General features: G+C 71.3%; 19 protein-coding genes and 1 riboswitch. Of the genes, 3 read left to right on the forward strand and 16 right to left on the reverse strand.

What is annotated here, in order from left to right; translation table 11 throughout:
* Positions 1-12 precede the first annotated feature (12 nt).
* Entirely contained in the window at positions 13-1,224 is a 1,212-nt protein-coding gene (locus N553_RS0118675; protein WP_028047788.1) for an LLM class flavin-dependent oxidoreductase, read from the reverse strand.
* A gap of 33 nt (positions 1,225-1,257) precedes the next feature.
* A riboswitch (SAM riboswitch) is annotated at positions 1,258-1,369 on the reverse strand.
* Positions 1,370-1,763: 394 nt separating this feature from the next.
* Here N553_RS0118675 and N553_RS0118680 point away from each other — a divergent pair.
* The 3 genes from N553_RS0118680 (at position 1,764) to N553_RS0118690 (ending at position 3,343) form a co-directional block, all read left to right on the forward strand.
* Positions 1,764-2,222: a DUF6325 family protein gene (locus N553_RS0118680; RefSeq protein ID WP_028047789.1), complete on the forward strand. Its 459-nt coding sequence runs from the start codon at positions 1,764-1,766 to the stop codon at positions 2,220-2,222.
* Between the two features lie 31 nt (positions 2,223-2,253).
* On the forward strand, positions 2,254-2,577 hold the full coding sequence (locus N553_RS0118685; RefSeq protein ID WP_028047790.1) for an SHOCT domain-containing protein: 324 nt from the start codon (positions 2,254-2,256) through the stop codon (positions 2,575-2,577).
* 76 nt (positions 2,578-2,653) lie between these two features.
* Positions 2,654-3,343, forward strand: coding sequence for a hypothetical protein (locus N553_RS0118690; RefSeq protein WP_156043908.1), 690 nt, complete (start codon positions 2,654-2,656; stop codon positions 3,341-3,343).
* Between the two features lie 67 nt (positions 3,344-3,410).
* Here N553_RS0118690 and pyk read toward each other — a convergent pair whose 3' ends face one another.
* The 15 genes from pyk to N553_RS23690 all read right to left on the reverse strand — a co-directional run bounded on the left by pyk (position 3,411) and on the right by N553_RS23690 (position 23,153).
* Positions 3,411-4,850, reverse strand: coding sequence for a pyruvate kinase (gene pyk / locus N553_RS0118695; protein ID WP_028047792.1), 1,440 nt, complete (start codon positions 4,848-4,850; stop codon positions 3,411-3,413).
* 98 nt (positions 4,851-4,948) lie between these two features.
* The gene (locus tag N553_RS0118700) at positions 4,949-6,415 is read right to left on the reverse strand and encodes a glutamate synthase subunit beta (protein WP_028047793.1); all 1,467 of its coding nucleotides are present in this window, start codon (positions 6,413-6,415) and stop codon (positions 4,949-4,951) included.
* Positions 6,408-10,970 carry a glutamate synthase large subunit gene (gene gltB / locus N553_RS0118705; protein ID WP_034623445.1) on the reverse strand — a complete coding sequence of 1,521 codons (4,563 nt, stop codon included), beginning with the start codon at positions 10,968-10,970 and terminating at the stop codon, positions 6,408-6,410. The genes N553_RS0118700 and gltB overlap by 8 nt, the downstream gene beginning before the upstream one ends.
* A gap of 118 nt (positions 10,971-11,088) precedes the next feature.
* Positions 11,089-11,991, reverse strand: coding sequence for a prolipoprotein diacylglyceryl transferase (lgt, locus tag N553_RS23675; RefSeq protein ID WP_051640361.1), 903 nt, complete (start codon positions 11,989-11,991; stop codon positions 11,089-11,091).
* Complete coding sequence (gene trpA, locus N553_RS0118715) at positions 11,988-12,797, reverse strand: tryptophan synthase subunit alpha (protein ID WP_028047795.1); 810 nt, start codon at positions 12,795-12,797, stop codon at positions 11,988-11,990. Before trpA ends, lgt begins: the two co-directional genes overlap by 4 nt.
* Positions 12,794-14,071, reverse strand: coding sequence for a tryptophan synthase subunit beta (trpB, locus tag N553_RS0118720; protein ID WP_369796728.1), 1,278 nt, complete (start codon positions 14,069-14,071; stop codon positions 12,794-12,796). The genes trpA and trpB overlap by 4 nt, the downstream gene beginning before the upstream one ends.
* A gap of 35 nt (positions 14,072-14,106) precedes the next feature.
* Positions 14,107-14,919: an indole-3-glycerol phosphate synthase TrpC gene (trpC, locus tag N553_RS0118725; protein WP_028047797.1), complete on the reverse strand. Its 813-nt coding sequence runs from the start codon at positions 14,917-14,919 to the stop codon at positions 14,107-14,109.
* A 222-nt stretch (positions 14,920-15,141) separates the two neighbouring features.
* Positions 15,142-15,450, reverse strand: coding sequence for a DUF2752 domain-containing protein (locus N553_RS0118730; RefSeq protein WP_231505323.1), 309 nt, complete (start codon positions 15,448-15,450; stop codon positions 15,142-15,144).
* Between the two features lie 103 nt (positions 15,451-15,553).
* On the reverse strand, positions 15,554-16,315 hold the full coding sequence (locus tag N553_RS25875) for a DUF4190 domain-containing protein (protein WP_156043909.1): 762 nt from the start codon (positions 16,313-16,315) through the stop codon (positions 15,554-15,556).
* Positions 16,316-16,471: 156 nt separating this feature from the next.
* Positions 16,472-16,777, reverse strand: coding sequence for an HGxxPAAW family protein (locus N553_RS0118740; RefSeq protein WP_028047799.1), 306 nt, complete (start codon positions 16,775-16,777; stop codon positions 16,472-16,474).
* 80 nt (positions 16,778-16,857) lie between these two features.
* Positions 16,858-17,439: a Trp biosynthesis-associated membrane protein gene (locus N553_RS23685; RefSeq protein WP_051640363.1), complete on the reverse strand. Its 582-nt coding sequence runs from the start codon at positions 17,437-17,439 to the stop codon at positions 16,858-16,860.
* Positions 17,436-19,016 (reverse strand): anthranilate synthase component I, encoded by a 1,581-nt coding sequence (locus N553_RS0118750; protein ID WP_028047800.1) that lies wholly within the window; start codon positions 19,014-19,016, stop codon positions 17,436-17,438. The genes N553_RS23685 and N553_RS0118750 overlap by 4 nt, the downstream gene beginning before the upstream one ends.
* Positions 19,013-19,411, reverse strand: coding sequence for a phosphoribosyl-AMP cyclohydrolase (gene hisI, locus N553_RS0118755; RefSeq protein ID WP_034623447.1), 399 nt, complete (start codon positions 19,409-19,411; stop codon positions 19,013-19,015). The genes N553_RS0118750 and hisI overlap by 4 nt, the downstream gene beginning before the upstream one ends.
* 44 nt (positions 19,412-19,455) lie before the next feature.
* Complete coding sequence (locus N553_RS0118760) at positions 19,456-21,255, reverse strand: ABC transporter ATP-binding protein (protein WP_028047802.1); 1,800 nt, start codon at positions 21,253-21,255, stop codon at positions 19,456-19,458.
* Positions 21,252-23,153, reverse strand: coding sequence for an ABC transporter ATP-binding protein (locus N553_RS23690; protein WP_051640364.1), 1,902 nt, complete (start codon positions 23,151-23,153; stop codon positions 21,252-21,254). The genes N553_RS0118760 and N553_RS23690 overlap by 4 nt, the downstream gene beginning before the upstream one ends.
* Between the last annotated feature and the right edge of the window lie 19 nt (positions 23,154-23,172).

Raw genomic sequence — 23,172 nt, forward strand, 5'->3', positions numbered from 1 at the left:
GTCGTCCTCGTCTCAGCGGGCTGTCGCGTAGCGGTTGGGCACGTCGGTCGGCAGGCCGATCAGGCCTCGCAACGAGCCGGCGTCGTAGGCGGGGCGTGTCAGACCACGCCGCCGCAGCTCGGGGGCGAGGTCCCGGGCGATCAGGGCCAGGTCGTCGGGCAGCGTCGCGGGCCGCAGCCGCACGCCCGCGTAGCCGAGCTCGTGCCACGCAGCGATCTGGTCCGCGACGACGGACGCGCTGCCCGCCACCACCACGGCGTCCGTGAACCACGGCTCACCGGTCGCCGCGTCGAGCCGGGCCTTGCGATCGGCACCAGCCTCCTGCGGCGTGTCGAGCACGACCACGAGGTCGGCCCACACCTGCAGCGGCAACCCCGGGCGCCCGACGCGTTCCTCCGCGTCGCGCACCTCCCTCAGCGTCGCCACGGCACCCTCGTCGTCGTGCGGTGTCACGAAGACGAGGTCCGCGGCACGCGCGGCCAGCTCGTACGGGATCCGGGAGTGTGCCAGCACGGTGACCACAGGCTGTCCCTGCGGCGGTCGGGGTGTGATGGACGGACCTCGGACGGAGAACCGCGCACCCTGGAACTCGACGTGGTGCAGCTTGTCGCGGTCGATGAACCGGCCCGTGCCCACGTCCCGGATCTCCGCATCGTCCTCCCAGCTGTCCCAGAGCCGGCGGACCACCTCCACCACGTCGGCCGCCTCGTCGAACGTCTCGCTGACGTGCGGTGCGATGGCGGGGTCGTCGAGGTCGATGGGCGGGGCGAAGCTCGGGAACTCGCGACGACCGAACAGGTCCGCCTGGGAGGCTCCGGCGGACACGCGCACCTGCCAGCCGGCCCGACCGTGACTCGTGTGGTCCAGCGTCGCCAACGCCTTCGAGACGTGGAAGGGCTCGGTGTGCGTGACCGTCACGACCGGCACCAGGCCGATGCCCCTGGTGACGGGTGCGAGCCTCGCGGCGACGAGCTCGGCATCGAGGCGGCCCCGGACCTGGTCGGTGCGGTCGTCGGGGCCTTCGAACCGGGATGACTGCAACGCGAAGGTGTCCTCGATCGTGACGAGGTCGGCCACCGCCTCCTGAGCGGTGTGGACCAGGTCGGCCCAGTATCCGGCGGTGAACAGGTCGCCCGGTCGGGCGTGCGGCTCGCGCCAGGCCGCGGGGTGCCAGCCCGCGCCGTCGAGGGCGATCGCGAGGTGGAGACGGGCAGTGTCGGACATGGAGACGACCTCTCCGGGACGCTCGGGCGCCCCGCATCGCGCTTGCCGGACGAGAACCGCCCGGCCAGGTCTGCACCTGGAGGCACCCACCGTGCGGAGGGGTTGCCGACCGGCGAGCCAGGGCCCTCGCGCCGGTCTCGTGACCTTGGCGCGGAAAGTAGCAGCGAGTCTGGCGTGTGCAAGGTCCCCGGCACGACGTCTCGTCCATCGGACACGCCCGTGTCCTGCCGTTCGACATGCCCGCCCCGGAGGACGTCCACGCAGGCCTCCTACCAGGCCGGACCCTGTCATCGGCGGCCGGCTGACCTCCGGAGGGCCGCTCCCGAACGGATGAATGTGCCACCCGGACGAAGTCTCACAATTCGTCCGAACTGCGGCTAAGGTCGCAATGACGCACCACCTCATCCACGGCGGGTGAGGCGGGCGGGTACGTCGGCATCGTCCGATCCGGGCGAGGCTTGCGGGCACGCCTGGCACCGGTGGGTCGACCCCGGGCGACGAGCGCGCCCGGCAGAGAGCGCGACGAAAGGACTGCCCCCATGACCGACGAACTTGCCGGCTCGGCCAGCCTCGATGAGACCGGCCCCATCGACTACCTGGTCGTGGAGTTCCCCGGCAGCAAGTTCAACGGCGAAGCGTTCCCCCTGCTCCTGGACCTGGTGGACCAGGGTCTGATCCGGATCCTCGACCTCGTGTTCATCTCCAAGGACGAGGACGGCAACGTCGGCGCCCTGACGCTGGACCAGCTCGACGGGGGCGGGTTCGACCTGACGATCTTCTCGGGCGTCCAGTCCGGCCTGATCGGTGACGACGACATCACCGAGGCCGGTGTGGCGCTCGAGCCGGGCAGCGCCGCGGGAGTGCTCGTCTACGAGAACGTCTGGGCCGCGCCGTTCGCTGCCGCGCTGCGCCGCACCGGCGGCCAGCTCGTCGCCAGCGGCCGCATCCCCGTCCAGGCGCTTCTCGCGTCCCTGGACGCCCTCGACACCCTCGAGTGACCGACCCGCAACCTGAGAGAGAGGCCAGAACATGCCAGGACTGATCCGCGGGGTCGCCCGCACAGCCGTTGTCGCAGGAACCGCCACCGCCGTGTCCAACCGGGTGTCCCGCCGCCAGGCAGGTCGGTGGAACGACCAGGCGCAGCAGCAGGCGGCCCCGCAGTACGCGGAGCCGCAGTACGCGCCGCCGCCGCCCCCGCCGCCCGTCTACGCCGCACCCGCAGCGCCAGCACCCGAGGCTCCGGACATGGACGCCAAGCTCGCCCAGCTCGCGCAGCTGGGTGCGCTGCGCGACGCCGGCGTCCTGAGCGACATCGAGTTCGAGGTGCAGAAGAACAAGGTTCTCTCCTCCTGAGAAGACCCACGCAGGCACGCCCGGGGACGCCACGTCCTCGGGCGTGCGTGCGTCCGATGCCGGAGAGAGGTACCTGGTGACCGACGAGGTCCCCGCATCGGTGGCCACCTCGCCACGTTGGCACCGACACCTGGAGCTCACTGCGACGATCATGCTCGCGGTCGCCACCGTGATGACCGCCTGGTCGGCGTTCCAGGCCAACAAGTGGAACGCCGTGCAGACCCGCTCCTACAGTGCCGCGGGCGCCCACCGCACGGAGTCCACCAAGGCCTCGACCCTCGCGGGACAGCAGCAGATCATCGACGTCCTGCTCTTCACCGACTGGCTGCAGGCCACGGCCGACGAGACCGGCGGACGACTCCCCACCACGTACGTCGAGGACCCCGGCACCTACTCGACGTTCCTGTACCGCCGGTTCCGTCCGGAGTTCGAGCCTGCGCTGCAGGCCTGGTTGGCCGCCGACCCGGGCACCAACGCCTCGGCACCGTCCAGCCCTTTCGTCATGCCGGAGTACAAGCTCGAAGCACGGGAGAAGTCGGCAGCCCTGGAGCGCGCCGCCGAGGCGTCCGCCGCCACGGCTCGACAGGCGACGGCGCGGGCGGGCAACTACGTGCTCGCGACCGTCCTGTGCGCCTCGGTGCTGTTCTTCTGCGGCATCGGCCTCAAGCTGAGCTCACCGAGACGCCGAGCGTGGATGGTGGGCTGCGCCGCAGTGCTGCTGCTCACCACGCTGATCGTCCTGGCCACGTTCCCGGTGCAGCTCTAGCGACCGCGGCAAGCACGACGAAGGGCCCGGAGGCGATCCCCCGGGCCCTTCGTCCTACGCGTCTAGCTCAGGCGACGCGGCCGTTCGCTCGCTCGTCGTCACCGATCTTGTGCACCACGATCGAGTTGGTCGAGCCCACGACGCCGACCGGAGCTCCCGCGACGACGACGACGTAGTCGCCGATCTCGGCGAGACCGTTGGCGCGCAGGGTCGAGTCGACCTGGTTCACCATCTCGTCGGTGCTCTCGACCGACGGCGAACGGTACGTCTGGACGCCCCAGCTGAGCGACAACGTGTTGCGGACGCCGTCGATCGGCGTGAACGCGAGCAGCGGGATCGCCGAACGCAGTCGCGACATGCGCCTGGCGGAGTCGCCGGACTGGGTGAACGTGACGAGGTACTTCACGTCGAGCGTCTCGCCGATCTCGGCGGCCGCGCGCGTGATGGCCCCACCGCGCGTGTGCGGCGTGGAGCCCAGGGGCGCCATGCGCTCGCGACCCATCTCCTCGGTCGCCTCGATGATGCGTGCCATCGTGCGCACGGTCTCGATCGGGTAGTCGCCCACCGACGTCTCGCCCGAGAGCATGACGGCGTCGGCACCGTCGAGCACCGCGTTGGCGCAGTCCGAGGTCTCGGCGCGCGTCGGACGCGGGCTGGTCGTCATGGACTCGAGCACCTGGGTGGCGACGATGACCGGCTTGGCGTTGCGACGTGCGAGCTCGACCGCACGCTTCTGGACGAGCGGGACCTGCTCGAGCGGCAGCTCCACCCCCAGGTCACCGCGGGCGACCATGATGCCGTCGAAGGCGGCGACGATCTCGGCCAGGTTCTCGACGGCCTGCGGCTTCTCGATCTTGGCGATCACCGGGACGACCCGGTTCTCCTCTTCCATGATCCGGCGCACGTCGGCGTAGTCCTCGGCGGACCGCACGAACGACAGGGCGATGATGTCCGCCCCGACACGCAGGGCCCAGCGCAGGTCGTCCTCGTCCTTGTCGCTCATGGCGGGCACGGAGACCGCGACGCCCGGCAGGTTCAGACCCTTGTTGTTCGAGACGGGACCGGGGACCTCGACGCGGGTGACGACGTCGGAGCCCTCGACAGCGGTGACGCGAACCAGCACCTTGCCGTCGTCGATGAGGATCGGGTCGCCGACACGGGCGTCTCCGGTCAGACCCTTGTGCGTCGTGGAGACGCGCTGCTTGGTGCCCTCGATGTCGTCGGTCGTGATGGTGAACACGTCGCCGACCGCGAGGTGGTGCTTCTCGTCGTCGATGAACCGCCCCAGGCGGATCTTGGGGCCCTGGAGGTCGACGAGGACGGCGACCGAACGTCCTGAGGCCTGTGCCGCGGCACGGACGTTGTCATAGACGCGCTGGTGGACCTCGGTATCGCCGTGGCTGCGGTTGAGTCGCGCCACGTCCATCCCGGCGTCGACGAGGGCCTGAATCTGCTCTGCTGATTCTGTTGCGGGGCCGATGGTGCAGACAATCTTCGCTCTACGCATGAGGCGAGCCTATGCCTTCCTGGTTTTCGATGGTCGGGCCGAACGTCCCGTCCGACCCCATGGGTCAGACGGTTGTCGACGCCGGTCGATCGGGTGGTCTACGGCCGCAGCGCGACTGTGGAGGCGGTGACGGGCGACGGCAGCTCCGTGCTGCCCGAGAGATAGGTGTCGACGGCGGCGGCCGCGGCGCGCCCTTCCGCGATCGCCCAGACGATGAGCGACTGCCCGCGGCCGGCATCGCCGGCGACGAACACCCCGGGAACCGACGTCGCGAAGTCGTCGGACCGCGTGACAAGCCCTCGCGGGCTGAGCTCGATGCCGATCTGGTCGGTCAGCGGAGCCGTCTCCGGGCCCGAGAAGCCCATGGCGACCAGGACCAGGTCGGCCGGGATGTCGCGCTCGGTACCCGCCTGGGGAACCCGACGACCATCCGGGAGGTATTCCGTCGTGGCGAGCCGGAGCCGGTTCACGGCACCGTTCTCGTCCCCGACGAACTCGACCGTGGACGCGAGGTAGTCGCGGTCACCGCCCTCGGCGTGCGACGACGACACCTCGAACAGGATCGGGTCGGTGGGCCACGGCTGGTGCTCGGGACGGTCCAGCGGAGGACGCTTGCCGATGGCCAGCGTCGTCACGCTCGCCGCACCCTGGCGCAGGGCCGTGCCGAGGCAGTCCGAGCCGGTGTCGCCGCCGCCGATGATGATGACGTGCTTGCCGGTCGCGGTGATCTGGTCGGCGACCGGCTTGCCGGCCGCCACCGCGTTCGCCTGGTGCAGGTAGTCCATCGCGACGTGCACGCCGCTGAGCTCCTTGCCGGGCACGGTCAGCTCGCGCGGAACGGTCGCGCCGGTCGCGATGACGATCGCGTCGTACCGCGCCTGCAGCTGCGGCCACGTCACGTCACGTCCCACCTCGACGCCCGGGCGGAACCGCGTGCCCTCGGCCTCCATCTGCTCGAGGCGTCGGTCGATGTGGATCTTCTCCAGCTTGAAGTCCGGCACGCCGTACCGGAGGAGCCCGCCGATCGCGTCGTCCCGCTCGTACACCGCGACGGTGTGCCCAGCCCGCGTCAGCTGCTGGGCGGCAGCCAGGCCCGCCGGACCGGATCCCACGACCGCGACGGTGTGACCCGTGAGCCGCTGTGGGACCTGCGGCGTCACCAGACCCTGCGCGTAGGCCTCGTCGATGATCGAGACCTCGATGTTCTTGATCGTCACCGCGGGCTGGTTGATGCCGAGCACGCAGCTCGACTCGCACGGTGCCGGGCAGATCCGACCGGTGAACTCCGGGAAGTTGTTCGTCGCGTGCAGCCGGTCGATCGCGTCCGACCACTGCCCGCGCCACACCAGGTCGTTCCACTCGGGGATCAGGTTCCCGAGCGGGCAGCCGTTGTGGCAGAACGGGATCCCGCAGTCCATGCAGCGGCCGGCCTGCTCCTTGAGATACGGCTGCCCCTCCTGCAGGTGCTCGTGCACGTCTGCCCAGTCACGCAGACGCACCTCGACGGGCCGGTTGGGCGGGAGCTCGCGGTCACGGACCTTGAGGAAGCCGCGGGGGTCAGCCACGGGCCACCTCCAGGATCGTGTCCCACACGCCGGGCGCGGCAGGGTCGAGGCCGTCCGCCTCGGCCTGCGCGAGCGCGCGACGGACGCGGGCGTACTCGGTCGGGAGCAGGCGCGTGAACCGCGCCCGCGTGGACGGCATGTCCTCGAGGAGCTCGGCCGCCACCGGCGAGCCCGTCTCCTCGTGATGTGTGCGCAGGAGCCGCTCGACGACCGTGGCGTCCTCGTCGTCCAGTGGGTCCAGGGAGAGCTCACTGGTCCGCACGGCGTCGACGTTCACGAGTGCGGGCACGAGGTCGAGCACGTAGGCCGTGCCGCCCGACATGCCGGCGCCGAAGTTGCGGCCCGTCCGGCCGAGCACGAGGACCGTGCCGCCGGTCATGTACTCGCAGCCGTGGTCGCCGACGCCCTCGACGACGAGCGTCGCGCCCGAGTTGCGGACGCCGAACCGCTCGCCGACCAGTCCACGCAGGAAGATCTCCCCGGTCGTGGCGCCGTAGCCGATGACGTTGCCTGCGACCACGTTGTGCTCGGAGGAGAGCACCGCGTTCCGGTCGGGGCGGATCACGATGCGACCGCCGGACAGGCCCTTGCCCACGTAGTCGTTCGCGTCGCCGAAGAGCCGCAGCGTGACACCACGCGGCAGGAACGCCCCCAAGGACTGACCCGCTGAACCGGTGAGCGTGACGTCGATGGTGTCGTCGGGCAGTCCCGCACCGCCGAACCGCTTGGTCACCTCGTGCCCGAGCATCGTCCCGACCGTGCGGTTGACGTTGCGCACGGGTAGGTCGATCCGGACCGGCTCACGACGCTCGAGGGCGTCTGCCGCGAGCGAGATGATCCGGTTGTCGAGCGCACGCTCCAGGCCGTGGTCCTGCACCTTCGTCTGGTGCAGCTGGGTGCCCGCGACGGGCGCCGGGACGGCGAGCACGGGAGCGAGGTCCAGGCCCTCGGCCTTCCAGTGGTCGATCGCGGCGCGCGTGTTCAGCAGCTCGACGTGGCCGACAGCCTCGAGCAGCGTGCGGAAGCCGAGCTGCGCGAGCAGCTCCCGAACCTCCTGCGCGATGAACTCCATGAACGTGACGACGAACTCCGGCTTGCCCGTGAACCGCTCGCGGAGCTCGGGGTTCTGGGTGGCCACGCCGACGGGGCAGGTGTCGAGGTGGCAGACGCGCATCATGATGCAGCCCGACACGACCAGCGGGGCGGTGGCGAAGCCGAACTCCTCGGCCCCGAGCAGCGCGCCGATCACCACGTCACGGCCGGTCTTGAGCTGACCGTCGACCTGGACGACCACCCGGTCGCGCAGGTTGTTCAGGACGAGGGTCTGCTGCGTCTCGGCGAGGCCGATCTCCCAGGGCGTGCCGGCGTGCTTGAGCGACGTCAGGGGCGACGCGCCCGTGCCGCCGTCGTGCCCCGAGATGAGCACCACGTCCGAGTGCGCCTTGGCGACACCTGCCGCGATCGTGCCCACGCCGAACTCGCTGACGAGCTTGGTGTGGATGCGGGCCCGCGGGTTCGCGTTCTTGGCGTCGTGGATCAGCTGCGCCAGGTCCTCGATCGAGTAGATGTCGTGGTGCGGGGGCGGGGAGATGAGCCCGACGCCGGGCGTCGAGTGCCGCGTCTTGGCGACCCACGGGTACACCTTGTGCCCCGGCAGCTGGCCGCCCTCACCGGGCTTGGCGCCCTGTGCGAGCTTGATCTGGATGTCGTCGGCGTTGGTCAGGTACTCGCTGGTCACGCCGAACCGGCCGGACGCGATCTGCTTGATCGCCGAACGGCGCACCGGGTCGTGGAGCCGGTCCGCGTCCTCGCCGCCCTCACCCGTGTTCGACTTGGCGCCGATGCTGTTCATCGCCACCGCAAGCGTCTCGTGCGCCTCCGCCGAGATGGAGCCGTAGGACATCGCACCGGTGTTGAACCGCTTGACGATCTCGCTGACCGGCTCGACCTCGTCGATCGGCACCGGCGTGCGCACGCCGTCGTTGAACTCCAGCAGGCCGCGCAGCGTCATGAGCCGCGAGGACTGCTCGTCGACCCGCCTCGTGTACTGCTGGAAGATGTCGAACTGCCGCGTGCGCGTCGAGTGCTGGAGGCGGAACACGGTCTCCGGGTCGAACAGGTGGTCCTCACCGTCACGGCGCCACTGGTACTCCCCACCGACGGCGAGCCGCAGGTGTGCCTGGCGGTTCCCGCTCGCCGGGTACGCGTCGGCGTGCCTGGCCGCCACCTCGGCAGCGATGACGTCCAGGCCGATGCCACCGAGGCGGCTCGTCGTTCCCGTGAAGTACCGGTCGACCAGCGCCTGGGACAGGCCGATGGCCTCGAACACCTGCGCGCCGCGGTACGACGCGATGGTGGAGATGCCCATCTTCGACATGACCTTCAGGACACCCTTGCCGAGCGCCTTGATGAGGTTGGCGACCGCCTTCTCCGGGCCGACGCCGGGCAGGTACCCGGAGCGGGCGAGGTCCTCGACGGTCTCCATCGCCAGGTACGGGTTCACGGCTGCCGCGCCGTAGCCGATCAGCAGCGCGGTGTGGTGCACCTCGCGCACGTCACCGGCCTCGACGACGAGCGAGATCATCGTGCGGGTGTGCCGGCGCAGCGTGTGGTGGTGCACCGCGCTCAGGAGCAGGAGCGACGGGATCGGCGCCAGGTCGGCGTCCGAGTTGCGGTCCGAGAGCACCAGGAAGCTGACCCCGTCGGCCACCGCCGCGTCGACCTCGGCGAAGATCTCCTCGAGGCGCGCCTCGAGAGCCTCTCCCCCGCCGCTGACCTTGTAGAGCCCGCGGATGATCGTGGAGCGGAAGCCGAGGGACGGCTCCTTGGCCACGTGCACGATCTTGGCCAGCTGGTCGTTGTCGATCACGGGGAACGGCAGGATCAGCTTGCGGGCGTGCCCCGGACCGTCCTCGAGCAGGTTGGGCTCCGGGCCGATCGCGCCGCCGATCGCCGTGACCAGCTCCTCGCGGATCGCGTCCAGCGGCGGGTTGGTGACCTGCGCGAACATCTGCGTGAAGTAGTCGAACAGCATCCGAGGACGGCTCGACAGGACCGCGACAGGCGTGTCGGAGCCCATGGCGCCCAACGGCTCCGCACCCGCTGCGGCCATCGGGCTGAGCAGGATCTTGAGCTCTTCCTCGGTGTACCCGAACGCGCGCTGGCGGCGACGCACCGACGCCGCCGAGTGCGCCACGTGCTCACGCTCGGGAAGCTGGGCGAGGTAGACGGAGTTCTCGCGGACCCACTCGGCGTACGGCTTCTGCGCCGCGAGGGTGGCCTTGATCTCCTGGTCGTCGATGATCCGGCCCTTGCCGGTGTCGACGAGGAACATGCGACCCGGCTCGAGACGGCCCTTGGCGACGATCGTCGCAGGGTCGATGTCCAGGACGCCGGCCTCCGACGCGCAGACGACCAGACCGTCCTCGGTGACCCAGTACCGACCCGGGCGCAACCCGTTGCGGTCCTGCACCGACCCCACGAGGGTGCCGTCGGTGAACGTCATCGCGGCCGGACCGTCCCACGGCTCCATGAGCGTCGAGTGGTACTCGTAGAACGCGCGGCGTGCCGGGTCCATCTGGGCGTGGTTCTCCCACGCCTCAGGGATCATCATCATCACGGCGTGCGGGAGCGACCGACCCGAGAGGTGCAGGAGCTCGAGCACCTCGTCGAAGCTGCCCGAGTCGGAGCCGCCGGGAGTACAGACCGGCAGGAGCGGCGCGAGGTCGCCCAGCTCGTCGCTGGCGAGCGTGCCCTCGCGGGCCGCCATCCAGTTGCGGTTGCCGCGCACCGTGTTGATCTCACCGTTGTGCGCGACCATCCGGAACGGCTGCGCGAGCGGCCACGACGGGAACGTGTTGGTGGAGAACCGCGAGTGCACCAGGGCGATCTCGGAGGCGTACCGCGGGTCGGACAGGTCCGCGAAGAACGGCTCGAGCTGGCCGGTGGTCAGCATCCCCTTGTACGCGAGGGTCCGCGCGGACAGTGACGCGAAGTAGAGCCCGTGCTCGCGCTCCGCGCGCTTGCGCAGGCGGTAGGCGCGTCGGTCGAGGTCGACGCCGGAGAGCTCACGCGACGGGTCCGCCACGACGAGCTGGCGGAACACCGGCATGGATGCGCGAGCGGTGGGGCCGACGAGGTCAGCCGTGACGACGACCTCGCGCCAGGCGAGCACGTCGAGCTTCTCCTCGGCCGCGATGGACTCGATCGCGGAGACGGCGGAGCGCTGCTCGGCGTCGTCGACAGGCAGGAACGCCATGCCGATCGCGTAGTAGCCCGCGGGCGGCAGCTCGGCGTCGACGACGTCCCGCAGGAAGGCGTCCGGGATCTGCGTCAGGATGCCCGCGCCGTCACCGCTGTCCTCCTCCGCGCCCACGGCGCCGCGGTGGTCGAGGTTGAGCAGCGCGGTCAGTCCCGCGTCGACGATGTCGCGGCCGGGCGTGCCACGCAGGGTGGCCACGAATGCGAAGCCGCATGCATCGTGCTCGGCGGCTGGGTCGTACAGACCTTGCGGCGATGGCGCGTGCGCGCCAGGGCTCACCGGCGACGTCGACATCAGCACCGTCCTCACGGTCCCCGAGGGTCGGGGAATAGCACGAACATGGGGGGAACGTGGGACGCCGTCGGCCCAGACGTGGTGACGATACAGCGCGGTCCGCGGACCACACGCATCATCAGAGCTGAGAAGCGCTTCCGGCTTCCCGCGGGTCTGCGGGTGGGTCGGTCGTTGTCTTCTCGTCGTCCTGCGCGGTCGGGGGTGCCAGCAGGAGGGTCGTATCACGTCCGGGATGGCGGCGCCCGACCACAACGAACGCTACCAGCGCTCCGACGCCCACGATGATCGACGTCCAGACGTTGAGTCGAAGGCCGAGAATCTCGTTGGCCGGGTCGATGCGCAGAAGCTCGATCCAGAGGCGACCCGTCGTGTACATCACCACGTAGAGCCAGAAGACCCGGCCGTGACCGAGGCGGTAGCGGCGGTCGATCCAGATCAGCAGGGCTGCTGCGGCGAAGTTCCAGAGCATCTCGTAGAGGAACGTCGGGTGGAACAACGTCCCGGAGACCGCGCCCGCAGGCAGGTGCGCGTCATCGATGCGCAGGCCCCACGGCAGGGACGTCGGGCCACCGAACAGCTCCTGGTTGAACCAGTTGCCGAGCCGGCCGATCCCCTGAGCCACCAGCAGGCCGGGAGCGAGCGCGTCCGCGTACGGCGCGAGCCGTACCCCTTGGCGGCGGCAGCCGATCCAGGCACCGACCGCCCCGAACGCGACGGCACCCCAGATGCCGAGCCCGCCCTCCCAGATGTACAGCGCCCGGACCGGGTGTCCGCCTGCACCGAAGTACGCCTGGGGAGAGGTGATGACGTGGTAGATCCGACCGCCGACGATCCCGAACGGGACCGCCCAGAACGAGACCTCCAGAACCGTGTCGGCGTCGCCGCCGCGCTCGACCCAGCGCCGGCGCGTCATCCAGAGTGCGGCCGCGATGCCCAGCAGGATCGCGAACGCGTACGCGCGCAGCGGGAACGGGCCAAGGTGCCAGACGCCCTGCGAGGGACTCGGGATGGCGACGATCATCGAGCGGACCTCACACCGTCTGCGAGGGCGGACGTGACTCGAGCGAGCTCCGCGCGTCCGGCCGCGGCATCCGGTGCCTCGACCAGCGTCCGCACGAGCGCCGAGCCGACGATGACCCCGTCGGCGTAGCGCGCCACCTGAGCCGCCTGCTCCGGCAGGGACACCCCGACTCCCACGCACACCCGTCCTGCGCCTGCGGCGCGCGTGTCCGCGACCAGCTGCTCCGCCCTGGTTCCGAGGGTCGCACGCTCACCCGTCACGCCCATGGTCGACGCCGCGTAGACGAACCCGCGCGAGGCCGCGCTGGTCGACGCGAGCCGCTCGGGCGTGCTGCTCGGGGCCACCAGGAAGACGCGGTCCAGGCCGTGCGCGTCCGACGCGGCGACCCAGTCGGCAGCCTCGTCGGGAACGAGGTCCGGCGTGATGAGACCGGCGCCGCCCGCGGCAGCGAGGTCGCGCGCGAACGCGTCGACGCCGTAGCGGAGGACGAGGTTCCAGTAGGTCATGACGAGGATCGGCGCGCCCTGTCCCGCGACCTGCTCGACCGCCCGGAGGGTGTCGCGAACCTTGACGCCGCCGGTCAGGGCGGAATCGACGGCCTTCTGGATCAGCGGGCCGTCCATGACGGGGTCCGTGTACGGCATGCCGAGCTCGACGACGTCGGCGCCGGCGTCGATCATCGTGCGCACGGCGTCGATCGAGCCGTCGACGTCCGGGTACCCGACCGGCAGGTAACCGATCAGGGCCGACCTGCCCAGGGCGTCGAGGTGCTCCGCGACCTGCGAACGGACTCCGACCGCGGTCACAGCTGCTCCCCCTCGTCGGCGAGCACGACCGGCTCGTCCTCGATCAGGTCGAACCAGGCCGCCGCCGTGGCCACGTCCTTGTCGCCACGTCCGGAGAGGTTCACGAGCAGCACCGGCTCGTGACCGTCGTCGCCGGTCCAGCCTGCGAGCTCCTGGCCCAGCGCCATGGCACCCGCGAGGGCGTGCGCCGACTCGATCGCCGGGATGATGCCCTCCGTCCGGCACAGGATGCGGAAGGCTTCCATGGCCTCGACATCGGTGACAGGGCGGTACTCGGCACGGCCGATGTCGTGGAGCCACGCGTGCTCGGGTCCGACGCTCGGGTAGTCCAGACCCGCGGAGACCGAGTGGCTGGGCAGCGTCTGGCCGTCCTCGTCCTGCAGGAGGTACGACTTCGCCCCGTGCAGCACCCCGAGCTCACCGCCGGAGAACCGCGCCGCGTGCCGCCCCGACGCGATGCCCTCGCCGCCCGCCTCGAACCCGAACAGCCGCACGTCGGGATCGTCGAGGAACGCGTTGAAGATGCCCATCGCGTTGGAGCCGCCGCCCACGCAGGCCGCCACGGCGTCCGGCAGGCGGCCGATCTCCTCGAGGAGCTGCGCCTTGGCCTCCTCGCCGATGATCTTGTGGAAGTCACGGACCATCTCCGGGAACGGGTGCGGTCCCGTGACGGTGCCGAGCAGGTAGTGCGTCGTCTCGACGTTGGCCACCCAGTCGCGCAGCGCCTCGTTGATCGCGTCCTTGAGCGTGCGCGTGCCGATGGTCACCGGGATCACCTCGGCGCCGAGCAGGCGCATGCGCGCCACGTTCAGCGCCTGGCGACGCGTGTCCTCCTCGCCCATGTACACCGTGCACTCGAGATCGAGCAACGCGGCGGCGGTCGCGGTGGCGACGCCGTGCTGGCCCGCGCCCGTCTCGGCGATCACGCGCGTCTTGCCCATGCGCTTGACCAGGAGCGCCTGGCCGAGGACGTTGTTGATCTTGTGCGATCCCGTGTGGTTCAGGTCTTCGCGCTTGAGGAAGACACGCACACCGTCCGCCACGTGCCGCGCGAACCGTGGCACCTCGGTCAGCGGGCTCGGACGTCCCGTGTAGGTGCGGTGCAGCCTGGCCAGCTCGCGACCGAACGCCGGGTCGGTCAACGCCTTGTGGTACTCGGTGTCCAGCTCGTCCAGGGCCGCGATCAGGGCCTCCGGCACGAACCTGCCACCGAACTCACCGAAGTACGGACCCGCGTGCGTCGACAGCGGGCCGCCTGCCACGGCCTCGAGCAGCTTGTCGGACAACGGCCCGACCGACGGCCGACCGCTCACTGGCGCACTGCTCGCAGAGACGGGTGGGACCCTGCGGCGACGAGGTCCGCGACCGACTCACGGGGCGCGTCGTCGGTGACCAGGGCCTCGCCGACGAGGACCGCGTCCGCGCCGGCGCGGGCGTAGTCCATGACGTCGTGCGGACCGCGGACGCCCGACTCGGCGATCTTGATGATGTGCGCCGGGATGGCCGGGGCGACGCGCGCGAACGTGGTGCGGTCCACCTCGAGCGAGCGCAGGTCGCGGGCGTTCACACCGATCACTCGCGCGCCGGCGTCAGCCGCGCGCGCCACCTCCTCGACGTCGTGCACCTCGACCAGGGCCGTCATGCCGAGCGAGTGGACCCGCTCCACGAGCGACTCGAGGACGGTCTGCTCGAGCGCGGCGACGATGAGCAGCACGAGGTCCGCACCGTGCGCCCGCGCCTCCCAGACCTGGTAGGGCGTGACGACGAAGTCCTTGCGGAGGACGGGGATGTCGACCCGGGCGCGCACCGCGTCCAGGTCTGCCAGCGACCCGTGGAAACGGCGCTCCTCGGTGAGCACCGAGATCACGGCGGCGCCACCCTTCTCGTACTCGGCGGCCAGTGCGGCGGGGTCCTTGATGGCAGCGAGTGCGCCCTTGCTCGGGCTCGAGCGCTTGACCTCGGCGATGACCCGCACGGCGTCCTCGGCACGCAGCCGGTTCAGGCAGTCGAGCGCGGACTCGCGACGGTCCGCCTGCTCCTTGACCAGCGCGAGCGGCGTGGCCTCCTCGCGGACGGCAAGGTCCTGCCTGACTCCGGCGATGATGTCGTCCAGCACGGTCATCGAAGTCTCACTCTCTCCCCTGTCGGCACGGCCCGTGCACACCGTCGTGACGTGGCTCGGGACCGGGATCCATCGTAGAGGCGCAGAACCGGTGACCTGGACCACAACCGGTGGGTGGGACGCCACCCCTGCGACGCCGCCGGAGCGAACGCCCAGCCCACCGCGTCGGGGCCGGGCGGTGACGATCACCACGGGCCCGACGGCCCCCGCCCGCCGTCGCCGTCAGGGCGCGAGATACGGAGCCAGTGCAGGCAGGTTGCGCAGGACGCCGAACGCGACGAGGACGCCGAGCGTGATCCACGGCAGGCCTGCAGGGAGGCGACGCACCGTCTGTCCCCGGGCCCCCGCCACGAGCCAGCGCAGCCAGCCGAGCACGAGCAGCGGTGCGGCGACGACCCAGAGCGGGTTCATGCCCCACGCCGCAGCGACGTCTCCATGACCGAGGTCGTACGTGGCGCGCAGCCCGCCGCACAGCGGGCACCACAGGCCCGTCGCCGCATACAACGGGCAGACCCCGTAGCTCCCGGCCACGTGCGGATCGTGGAGCACGACCGCGAGCGCGCCCACCGCCACGGCGGCGCCGACGATCAGCGGCGCGCGGGGTGTACCCCGGCCGACCGTCGACAGCTCACGGCTAGAACTGGAAATCGCGGCTGAACCCCCGGACGGAGAACAGGCTCCAGTAGGCGAACCCGAACACCAGACCGATGATGCCCAGGACGAGTGCTGCCGTCGCCATCGACCCGTTGGTCGCCTCGCCGCGGGCGACGGCCTTGCGAGCGAGCGCACCAAGGACGACGGCGGCGATCGACAGAGCGAACACGCTGCAGAAGCACGGGATCACACCGACGATGCCCGTCACGAGCCCCCACACCGCGAGGGCGTTCTTGTTCTGCACCGGGTACGCCGGCGGGCCGTAGCCGCCGGGGTACTGCGCCGGCTGCCCGTACTGGGGCACCTCGCCGTACTGCGGAGGCTGCCCGTACTGGCCGTACGGCGGCGGCGGCCCGTACTGCGGGGCCTCGCCGTACTGCGGCTGGCCGTAGGGAGCGGACGTGCCGTACTGCGGTGAGCCGTACGGGCTAGGCGCCGGGTACTGCAGCGCACCAGGATCGACCGGAGGCGAACCGTACGGACTTGCCGGCGAGGGCTGTGGAGCGCCTGGGTCGACTGACGACGGCCCATAGGGATCGGGAGGTGAGGCCGGCGGCTCAGACGGTTCCGACGGCGCCGCGGGTTCCTGTGGCTCGCCCGCCTCACCCTGTGGATCGACCGGCTCGACCTGTGGCTCGACCGGCTCACGCTGTGGCTCGGCCGGCTCACCCTCTGACTCGGCCGCCGGTCCCTGCCGCTCACCGTCCCCGTGAAGGTCCTGCGGTTCGTCGGGCGTCGACATCTGACCTCCTGGGTCGCGGCTGCTCGGCATCCGAGGTCATGGCCTGGCGGCCGGGCGTCGTGAGGTGCCCGGCACTGTCCCATGACTGGTCGTGCGCCTCATCGTAGGGGCGGCCGGCGAACCGACACGGTTCCACACCTCGCGAGGGAGAGTGGGTCAGTGGCCGCCGTGGCTCGCCTGGGAGGCGCGAGTCTTGGCCCCGCCCTGGCCGTACCCGGCCGAGACCAGGAGCCGTGCCACGATCAGGCTCAGAGCGATGAGACCGATGCCTGTCCAGAAGAGCCACACCTGCGCGAAGGCGACGCCGAGCCCCGCCACCGTGAACGCGATGATGACCGCGTAGGTGGTGAACCACGCAGCGACGGTCTTGCCGTGGTTGGCCGGTGCCGCGGTGGGCGGCAGGTTCAGCTTCTCGGTGACGGTGACGTTCTGCGCGCGGTGCGCGAGGGTGTTGTCGGCCATGGTTGTTGCCTTCCGTGCTCGGTTCTGCGGCTCACCCTAGCCGACCGGACGCCCCCGTCGGTCGAGGTCGGACGTCACGCTCAGGACGGGTCGTCGCCGCGGCTCAGAGCGTCCCAGTCCGCCCGTTCGTCCGGGGCCGTCGCGAGTGCGGCGGGATCGGGCGTCGCCTGGTACCGGCGGGTCGGAACGTTCCAGCGACGCGATGCCACGACGAGCCAGACGGCGGCCACGAGGTCGACCACTCCCACCACCAGGGCGATCGTCGGCCAGGGGGTCGCGGTGACCGGTCCGGCAAGGTGTCCGACCCCGGTCTGCGTGGCGACCTCGGATGCGACGGCGGCTGCCGGGTCGGCGAGTGCGGACGCCGCCGTCGCGACGACGAGGCCCCCGCACGCTGCGACGACCAGAGCGACCACCCAACGCCCCGCACGACCGACGAGCCCGGTCGCCGCACCCGCGGCCAGGATCGCCACCGCCGCCGCGAGGATCGCCGGCGCGACGTCCGTGCCGCGAACCGCGATCTGGACCGTGCCCTCGAGTGCGGTCGTGCCACTCGTCGTGAACCACACAGGCACCGCCGTCAACGCGGTCAGGCCGGCGAGGACGACCAGCACGCCCGCGGCCCGGCCGCGACCGGCCCGTGCGCGAGCCGGATCGCTCACGCGCCTGCGCGCCGCAGCCGGGACGCGACCTGCACGGCGCGCACCGCGGCTGCGGCCTTGTTGCGGGACTCCTCGTACTCCAGCGCCGGCACCGAGTCGGCGACGATCCCGCCACCGGCCTGGACGCTTGCGCGGCCCTCCCGGATCAGGGCCGTGCGGATGGCGATGGCCATGTCCATGTCGCCCGCGAAGTCGAAGTAGCCGACCGTCCCGCCGTAGATCCCACGCCGGGACGGCTCGATCTGGTCGATGAGCGCGATGGCGCGGGGCTTGGGGGCGCCCGAGAGCGTGCCGGCAGGGAACGTGGCGATCAGCGTCTGCAGCGCGGTCGCGCCCTCCCGGAGCCGACCGACCACGGTCGAGCAGATGTGCATGATGTGCGAGTAGCGCTTGACCGCCATGAACTCGACCACCTCGACGCTGGTCGGTTCGCACACCTTGACGAGGTCGTTGCGCGACAGGTCCACGAGCATCACGTGCTCGGCGCGCTCCTTGGGGTCCGCTAGCACCTCGTCCTGCAGGCGCAGGTCCTCCTCCGGCGTCGCGCCGCGGGGTCGCGACCCCGCGATGGGGAACGTCACGACGCGTCCGGACGTGACCTTGACCAGCGTCTCCGGGCTCGAACCGACGACCGCGAAGTCGCGGCCGTCCGCGTCCTGCAGCTGCAGGTAGTACATGTACGGGCTCGGGTTGATGGTGCGCAGCACCCGGTAGACGTCCAGCGGGTCCGCCGGGCAATCGAGGTCGAGGCGCTGGGACAGGACGACCTGGAACACCTCGCCGTCCCGGATGGCCTCCTGGCCGGTCCGGACCGAGTCCTCGAACTCGTCGCGAGTGGACCGGAAGCTCAGCGCCGGTTCCTCGATGTCGGCCAGCACAGCCAGGCCCGGCTCCACAGGGCGCAGGAGCGCGTCCTGCATGGCGTCGAGCCGCGCGACGGCGTCGGCGTGCGCGTCGTCGACCCGCTCGTCGGTGTCGTCGAAGTTGATCGCGTTGGCCACCAGCCAGACCGAGCCGTCGTGGTGGTCCATGACCGCGAGGTCGGTGGCGAGCAGGAGCGTCAGCTCGGGCACGCCCAGCTCGTCGGGCGCGTTCGCGGGCAGCGTCGGCTCCCAGTGCCGGACGATGTCCCAGCCGAGCGCGCCCACCAGTCCGCTGGTCAGGGGCGGCAGCCCGCCGATCGCGGGCGTCCTCAGCGCGTCGAGCGTCCCCGCCAGCACGTCCAGCGCGTCACCGTGGGTCGGGACGCCGACCGGCACGTCGCCGATCCAGACCGGTGCTCCGTCGCGGACCGTCAACGTCGCGCGGGAGTGCACGCCCACGAACGAGTAGCGGTCCCAGGTCCCGTCGGCCTCAGCCGACTCCAGGACGAACGTCCCGGGACGACCTGCCGCGAGGGTGCGGTACAGGCCGACGGGCGTGAGGTCGTCGGCGAGCAGCCGACGGACCACGGGGATGACGCGGCGTTCCGCTGCGAGCGCTCGAAACGTGTCCAGGGAGGGCCACGTGCCGCCCCACGGGACCTCCGCCGCGGCGACGTGGGCAGGCGCCTGGACGGGCGCTGTGGGGGCGGTCATCTCGATCCTCCGGTCTCGGTCGGGCGGGCGCCGACCAGGGCGGGCAGGGGGCCGCCCGCCTCGAAGCACGTGCGGCTGCCGGTGTGGCAGGCGGCTCCGACCTGGTCGACCTCGACGAGAAGCGCGTCGCCGTCGCAGTCGAGACTGACCGCCTTGACGTACTGGGCGTTGCCGGAGGTGTCGCCCTTGCGCCAGTACTCCTGCCGCGACCGGCTCCAGAACACCACGCGACCGCTGGTCAGCGTCCGGTGCAGGGCCTCGTCGTCCATCCAGCCGAGCATGAGGACCTCGCGCGTGTCGTGCTGCTGCACGATCGCCGCCACGAGCCCGTTCGGGTCGTGGCGCAGGCGTTCGGCGACGGCGGGATCGAGCGTGGGGACAGGTGCGGACGACACCCCACGAATCCTGCCATGCGGCGGCCGCGGGTCCGGATGGCGTCTTACCGGGTCTGCGAGACCCAGGCGGCGTGCAGTGCGGCGTAGTGCCCCTCGCGGGCGACCAGGTCGTCGTGGTGCCCGGTCTCGACCACTCGGCCTGCGTCCACGACGACCACCGCGTCCGCCGCCTCCGCGGTGGACAGCCGGTGCGCGATCGTCACGGTGCTCCGGCCCTGCGTCAGGGACTCGAGCGCACGGGCGATGCGCACCTCGGTCGCCGGGTCGACCGCCGAGGTCGCCTCGTCGAGGAGCAGCAGGTCCGCGTCCGCGAGGTACGCACGGGCCAGCGCGACCAGCTGCCGCTCCCCCGCGGACAGCGACTCACCACGCTGGCCGACCTGTGTGCCGAGGCCCGCGGCGAGGTCGTCGACCCAGTCCGCGAGACCCAACGCGTCGACCGCTTCGCGTACCCGAGCGTCGTCGGGCGCGGCAGCGTGCGCGTCGCCGTCGGGCCGCAGGCCGTACGAGATGTTCTCCGCGAGCGTCCCGTCGAACAGGAAGCCCTCCTGCGGCACCAGCACGATCCGGCGGCGCAGCTGGTCCACGGGAATGTCGCGCAGGTCGACGCCGTCCAGCAGGACCGCGCCGGCCGTCGGATCCATGAAGCGGGCGACGAGCTTCGCGATCGTCGTCTTGCCCGAGCCCGTCGCCCCGACGACCGCGACCGACGACCCGGCGGGAACGGACACGTCGACGTCGACCAGCACGGCAGGACCGTCCGGGTAGTGGTAAGCCACGTCGCGCAGCTCGAGCGTCGCCGGGCCGCGCGGGCTAGGCACGCCGGCGGCGCCCGCGTCGACCACCTCGATGGGCGTCTCCAGAACACCGAGCACGCGGCGCCAGCCGGCGACCGCGTTCTGGAGCTCGTTGAGGACCTCCGTCGCCATCTGGACGGGCCCGGTGAACAGCTGGACCAGGAAGAGGAACGCGAGCAGCTTGCCGACGGACATCTGGCCGGCGACCCCGAGGTAGGTGCCCACGACGACCACCACCGCGAGAACGAGGTTCGCCACGAGGACGCCGCTGGAGAACACCACTCCGACCAGGTTCTGCGCGCGGACCATCGCAGCACGCGTCGCACCGACGGACGCGTCGATCCGTCGCTGCGTCCGCTCGCCGACACCGTAGGCGCGGATGGTCTCCGCGCCGACGACGGCCTCCGAGATCGCGCCGAGCATCGCGCCCACACGCTCGCGCACCACCGTGTACCGGCCGTTGACCCGTTTCTGCAGGGGGCGCAACGCGAGGAACAGCGGAACGAAGCCCGCCCAGACGACCAGCGTGAGCTGCCAGGAGTAGACCGCCATCAGGATGGTCGCGACGCCGATCTGCAGCACGGAGACGAGCAGCATGATCCCGCCCCACTGCACGAACAGCGAGATGGTGTCGACGTCCGACGTCACCCGGGAGACCAGCGATCCACGTCGCTCCGTGTTCTGGGTCAGGACGGACAGGTCGTGCACGTGGCGGAACGCCTGCGTCCGCAGCGAGAGCAGCCCGCTCTCGCTGGACCGGAACAGCCGGACGTTGACGTACCCGGAGCAGACCGCACCGACCAGCAGGCCTGCTGCGGCGACGCTCGTCAGGACGGCGACCCGACGGACGTCCGGGCCGCCCGGCGCGAGGATCCCGGTGTCCACCGTCTGCTGCACCGCGATCGGGACGAGGACGCGTCCGAACGACGCCACGACGGCCAGCAGGAACGTGACCTTCCAGCCGACGACGAGCTGCGGTGAGGCCGACAGCCCTCGCCGGAGCGTCGCGACGACGCCGAGCGAGCTCGCGGGTGCCATCGCGCTCATGCGGGGTCCTGCACGAACGAGTCGACGACCTCGTCGAGCGCCAGGGCGTCGGCCGACTCCGCTGCGCGTCGCGCTGACTCCTGCTCGTAGGCCGTGGCCAGCTCGCGGTACCCGGGATCGCGGGCCAGCAGCTCGTCGTGGGTCCCCCGATCCACCACGCGGCCGCCGGCGACGTGCACGACCTCGTCGGCGAGGAGGACGGAGGACATCCGGTACGCGACGAGCAGGACCGTCGGGCCACCCTCGCCCCGCAGACCCCGCAGGATCGCCTGCTCGATGCGCGGGTCGACCGCTGAGGTCGCGTCGTCCAGGACCAGCACGGCGGGCTGCCGCACGAGCGCCCTGGCGAGCGCCAGCCGCTGACGCTGCCCACCGGACAGGTTGGCGCCGCGCTCCCCCAGCTTCGCGTCCAGGCCTCCCGGCAGCGCACGCACCACGTCGTCGACGCGGGCGACGCTCAGAGCAGCCCACACGGCGTCGTCGTCCGGGACGCCGTGCTCGGACTCGTCGGCGAGCGTGACGTTGCTGCGCACGCTGTCCTCGAACACGAACGTCGACTGAGCGACGAGTGCGACGTGCCGGGCAAGGTCAGCTGGTCGCAGGTCACGCACGTCGACCCCGTCGACCCGCACGACGCCCGACGTCGGATCGGTCAACCGGCTGACGAGCGAGACGAGCGTGGTCTTCCCAGCACCCGTCGGCCCCACGATCGCCACCGTTCGGCCGGGAGAGATGTCCAGGTCGATGTCCTTCAGGAGTGCCAGCTCACCGCCGCCCGGCAGGCCGACCGTGAGCCCGACGTCGCGCAGCTCGACGCGTGCCCCGCCGCTCGGCGTCCAGGACCGACCACCGGGTGGGAGCTCGCTGCGCGCGTCGAGCACCCGGGCGATCCTGTCGTAGCCGACCAGCGCGCGAGGCACCTCGCCGAGCACCCAGCCGAAGGCCCGGACAGGGATGGCGAGGAGGGTCAGCAGGTAGGCCGCCGCGACGACGTCCCCCGTCTGGATGTGCCCGGCGCGGACCTGGACGGTGCCGACGACCAGGACGAGGAGCGTGCCCAGCCCGGGCAGGACGTCGATGACCGGGTCGAAGAGCGCACGCACGATGCCCACCCGGACGTTGGCGTCCCGCAGCTCCTGCGCCCTCTCGGTGAACCGCGCCTCCTCGCGCCCAGCGGTGCCCAGCGAGGTCACGAGCACAGCAGCCTCGAAGCTCTCGTGCGCGATGTCCGCGACGTCCGCACGCAGCTGCTGCGCGCGGATGGCCGCCGGCGACATCCGACGCTGGAAGACCAGGTTCGCGACGACGGCCACGGGCAGCACGACCAGCGCGGCCAGTGCCAGCCAGACGTCCGTCCGGAACAGCGCGACGGTGGCGACCACCAGCATGACGGCGACACCGAGCGCGAACGGCAAGGGGTTGAAGATGTTGGTCGCGGCCTCGACGTCCGCGCTGGCGTTCGACAGCAGCTGCCCGGTCGGGTGCTGACGGTGCCAGCTCATCGGCAGGTGCAGGTACTGGCGGGTCACACCCGAGCGGTGGTCCTCCTGGATGAGCGCGAACCCACGGCCGGCGAAGATGCGTCGCATCGCGACCGTCACGGCGAGCGAGACGGCAACGAGGGCGATCGCGGCTCCTGCGAGCCAGATCCGCCCCTGTGCCTCCTTCGAGCCCGCGATCGCGGGGACGACGACCTCGTCCGTGATCGTGCCGAGCACTCGGCTGACTCCCACGGTCAGCACACCGAACACCGCCGACGTGCCTACGGCGGTCACGTAGGTGCCCTTGTGCGCGCACATGCCTCGCCAGATGAGCTGCGTCGCACGGCGAGGAACGGACCCGGTCAGCGTCGTCGGTCGCGGTGGCTGGGCTCGCGTGGGCACGACACAACCTTCCATGGTGCACCGGGGGGTTACC

Source organism: Cellulomonas sp. URHE0023 (assembly GCF_000688475.1).
Taxonomy (GTDB): Bacteria; Actinomycetota; Actinomycetes; order Actinomycetales; family Cellulomonadaceae; genus Cellulomonas.

Bases quoted from the DNA above. Each gene is read 5' to 3' on its own strand.
- N553_RS0118675 (WP_028047788.1), bottom strand. From the start codon at position 1,224: ATGTCCGACACTGCCCGTCTCCACCTCGCGATCGCCCTCGACGGCGCG.
- N553_RS0118680 (WP_028047789.1), top strand. From the start codon at position 1,764: ATGACCGACGAACTTGCCGGCTCGGCCAGCCTCGATGAGACCGGCCCC.
- N553_RS0118685 (WP_028047790.1), top strand. From the start codon at position 2,254: ATGCCAGGACTGATCCGCGGGGTCGCCCGCACAGCCGTTGTCGCAGGA.
- pyk (WP_028047792.1), bottom strand. From the start codon at position 4,850: ATGCGTAGAGCGAAGATTGTCTGCACCATCGGCCCCGCAACAGAATCA.
- gltB (WP_034623445.1), bottom strand. From the start codon at position 10,970: ATGTCGACGTCGCCGGTGAGCCCTGGCGCGCACGCGCCATCGCCGCAA.
- lgt (WP_051640361.1), bottom strand. From the start codon at position 11,991: ATGATCGTCGCCATCCCGAGTCCCTCGCAGGGCGTCTGGCACCTTGGC.
- trpC (WP_028047797.1), bottom strand. From the start codon at position 14,919: ATGACCGTGCTGGACGACATCATCGCCGGAGTCAGGCAGGACCTTGCC.
- N553_RS25875 (WP_156043909.1), bottom strand. From the start codon at position 16,315: ATGTCGACGCCCGACGAACCGCAGGACCTTCACGGGGACGGTGAGCGG.
- N553_RS0118740 (WP_028047799.1), bottom strand. From the start codon at position 16,777: ATGGCCGACAACACCCTCGCGCACCGCGCGCAGAACGTCACCGTCACC.
- N553_RS0118750 (WP_028047800.1), bottom strand. From the start codon at position 19,016: ATGACCGCCCCCACAGCGCCCGTCCAGGCGCCTGCCCACGTCGCCGCG.
- N553_RS0118760 (WP_028047802.1), bottom strand. From the start codon at position 21,255: ATGAGCGCGATGGCACCCGCGAGCTCGCTCGGCGTCGTCGCGACGCTC.
- N553_RS23690 (WP_051640364.1), bottom strand. From the start codon at position 23,153: ATGGAAGGTTGTGTCGTGCCCACGCGAGCCCAGCCACCGCGACCGACG.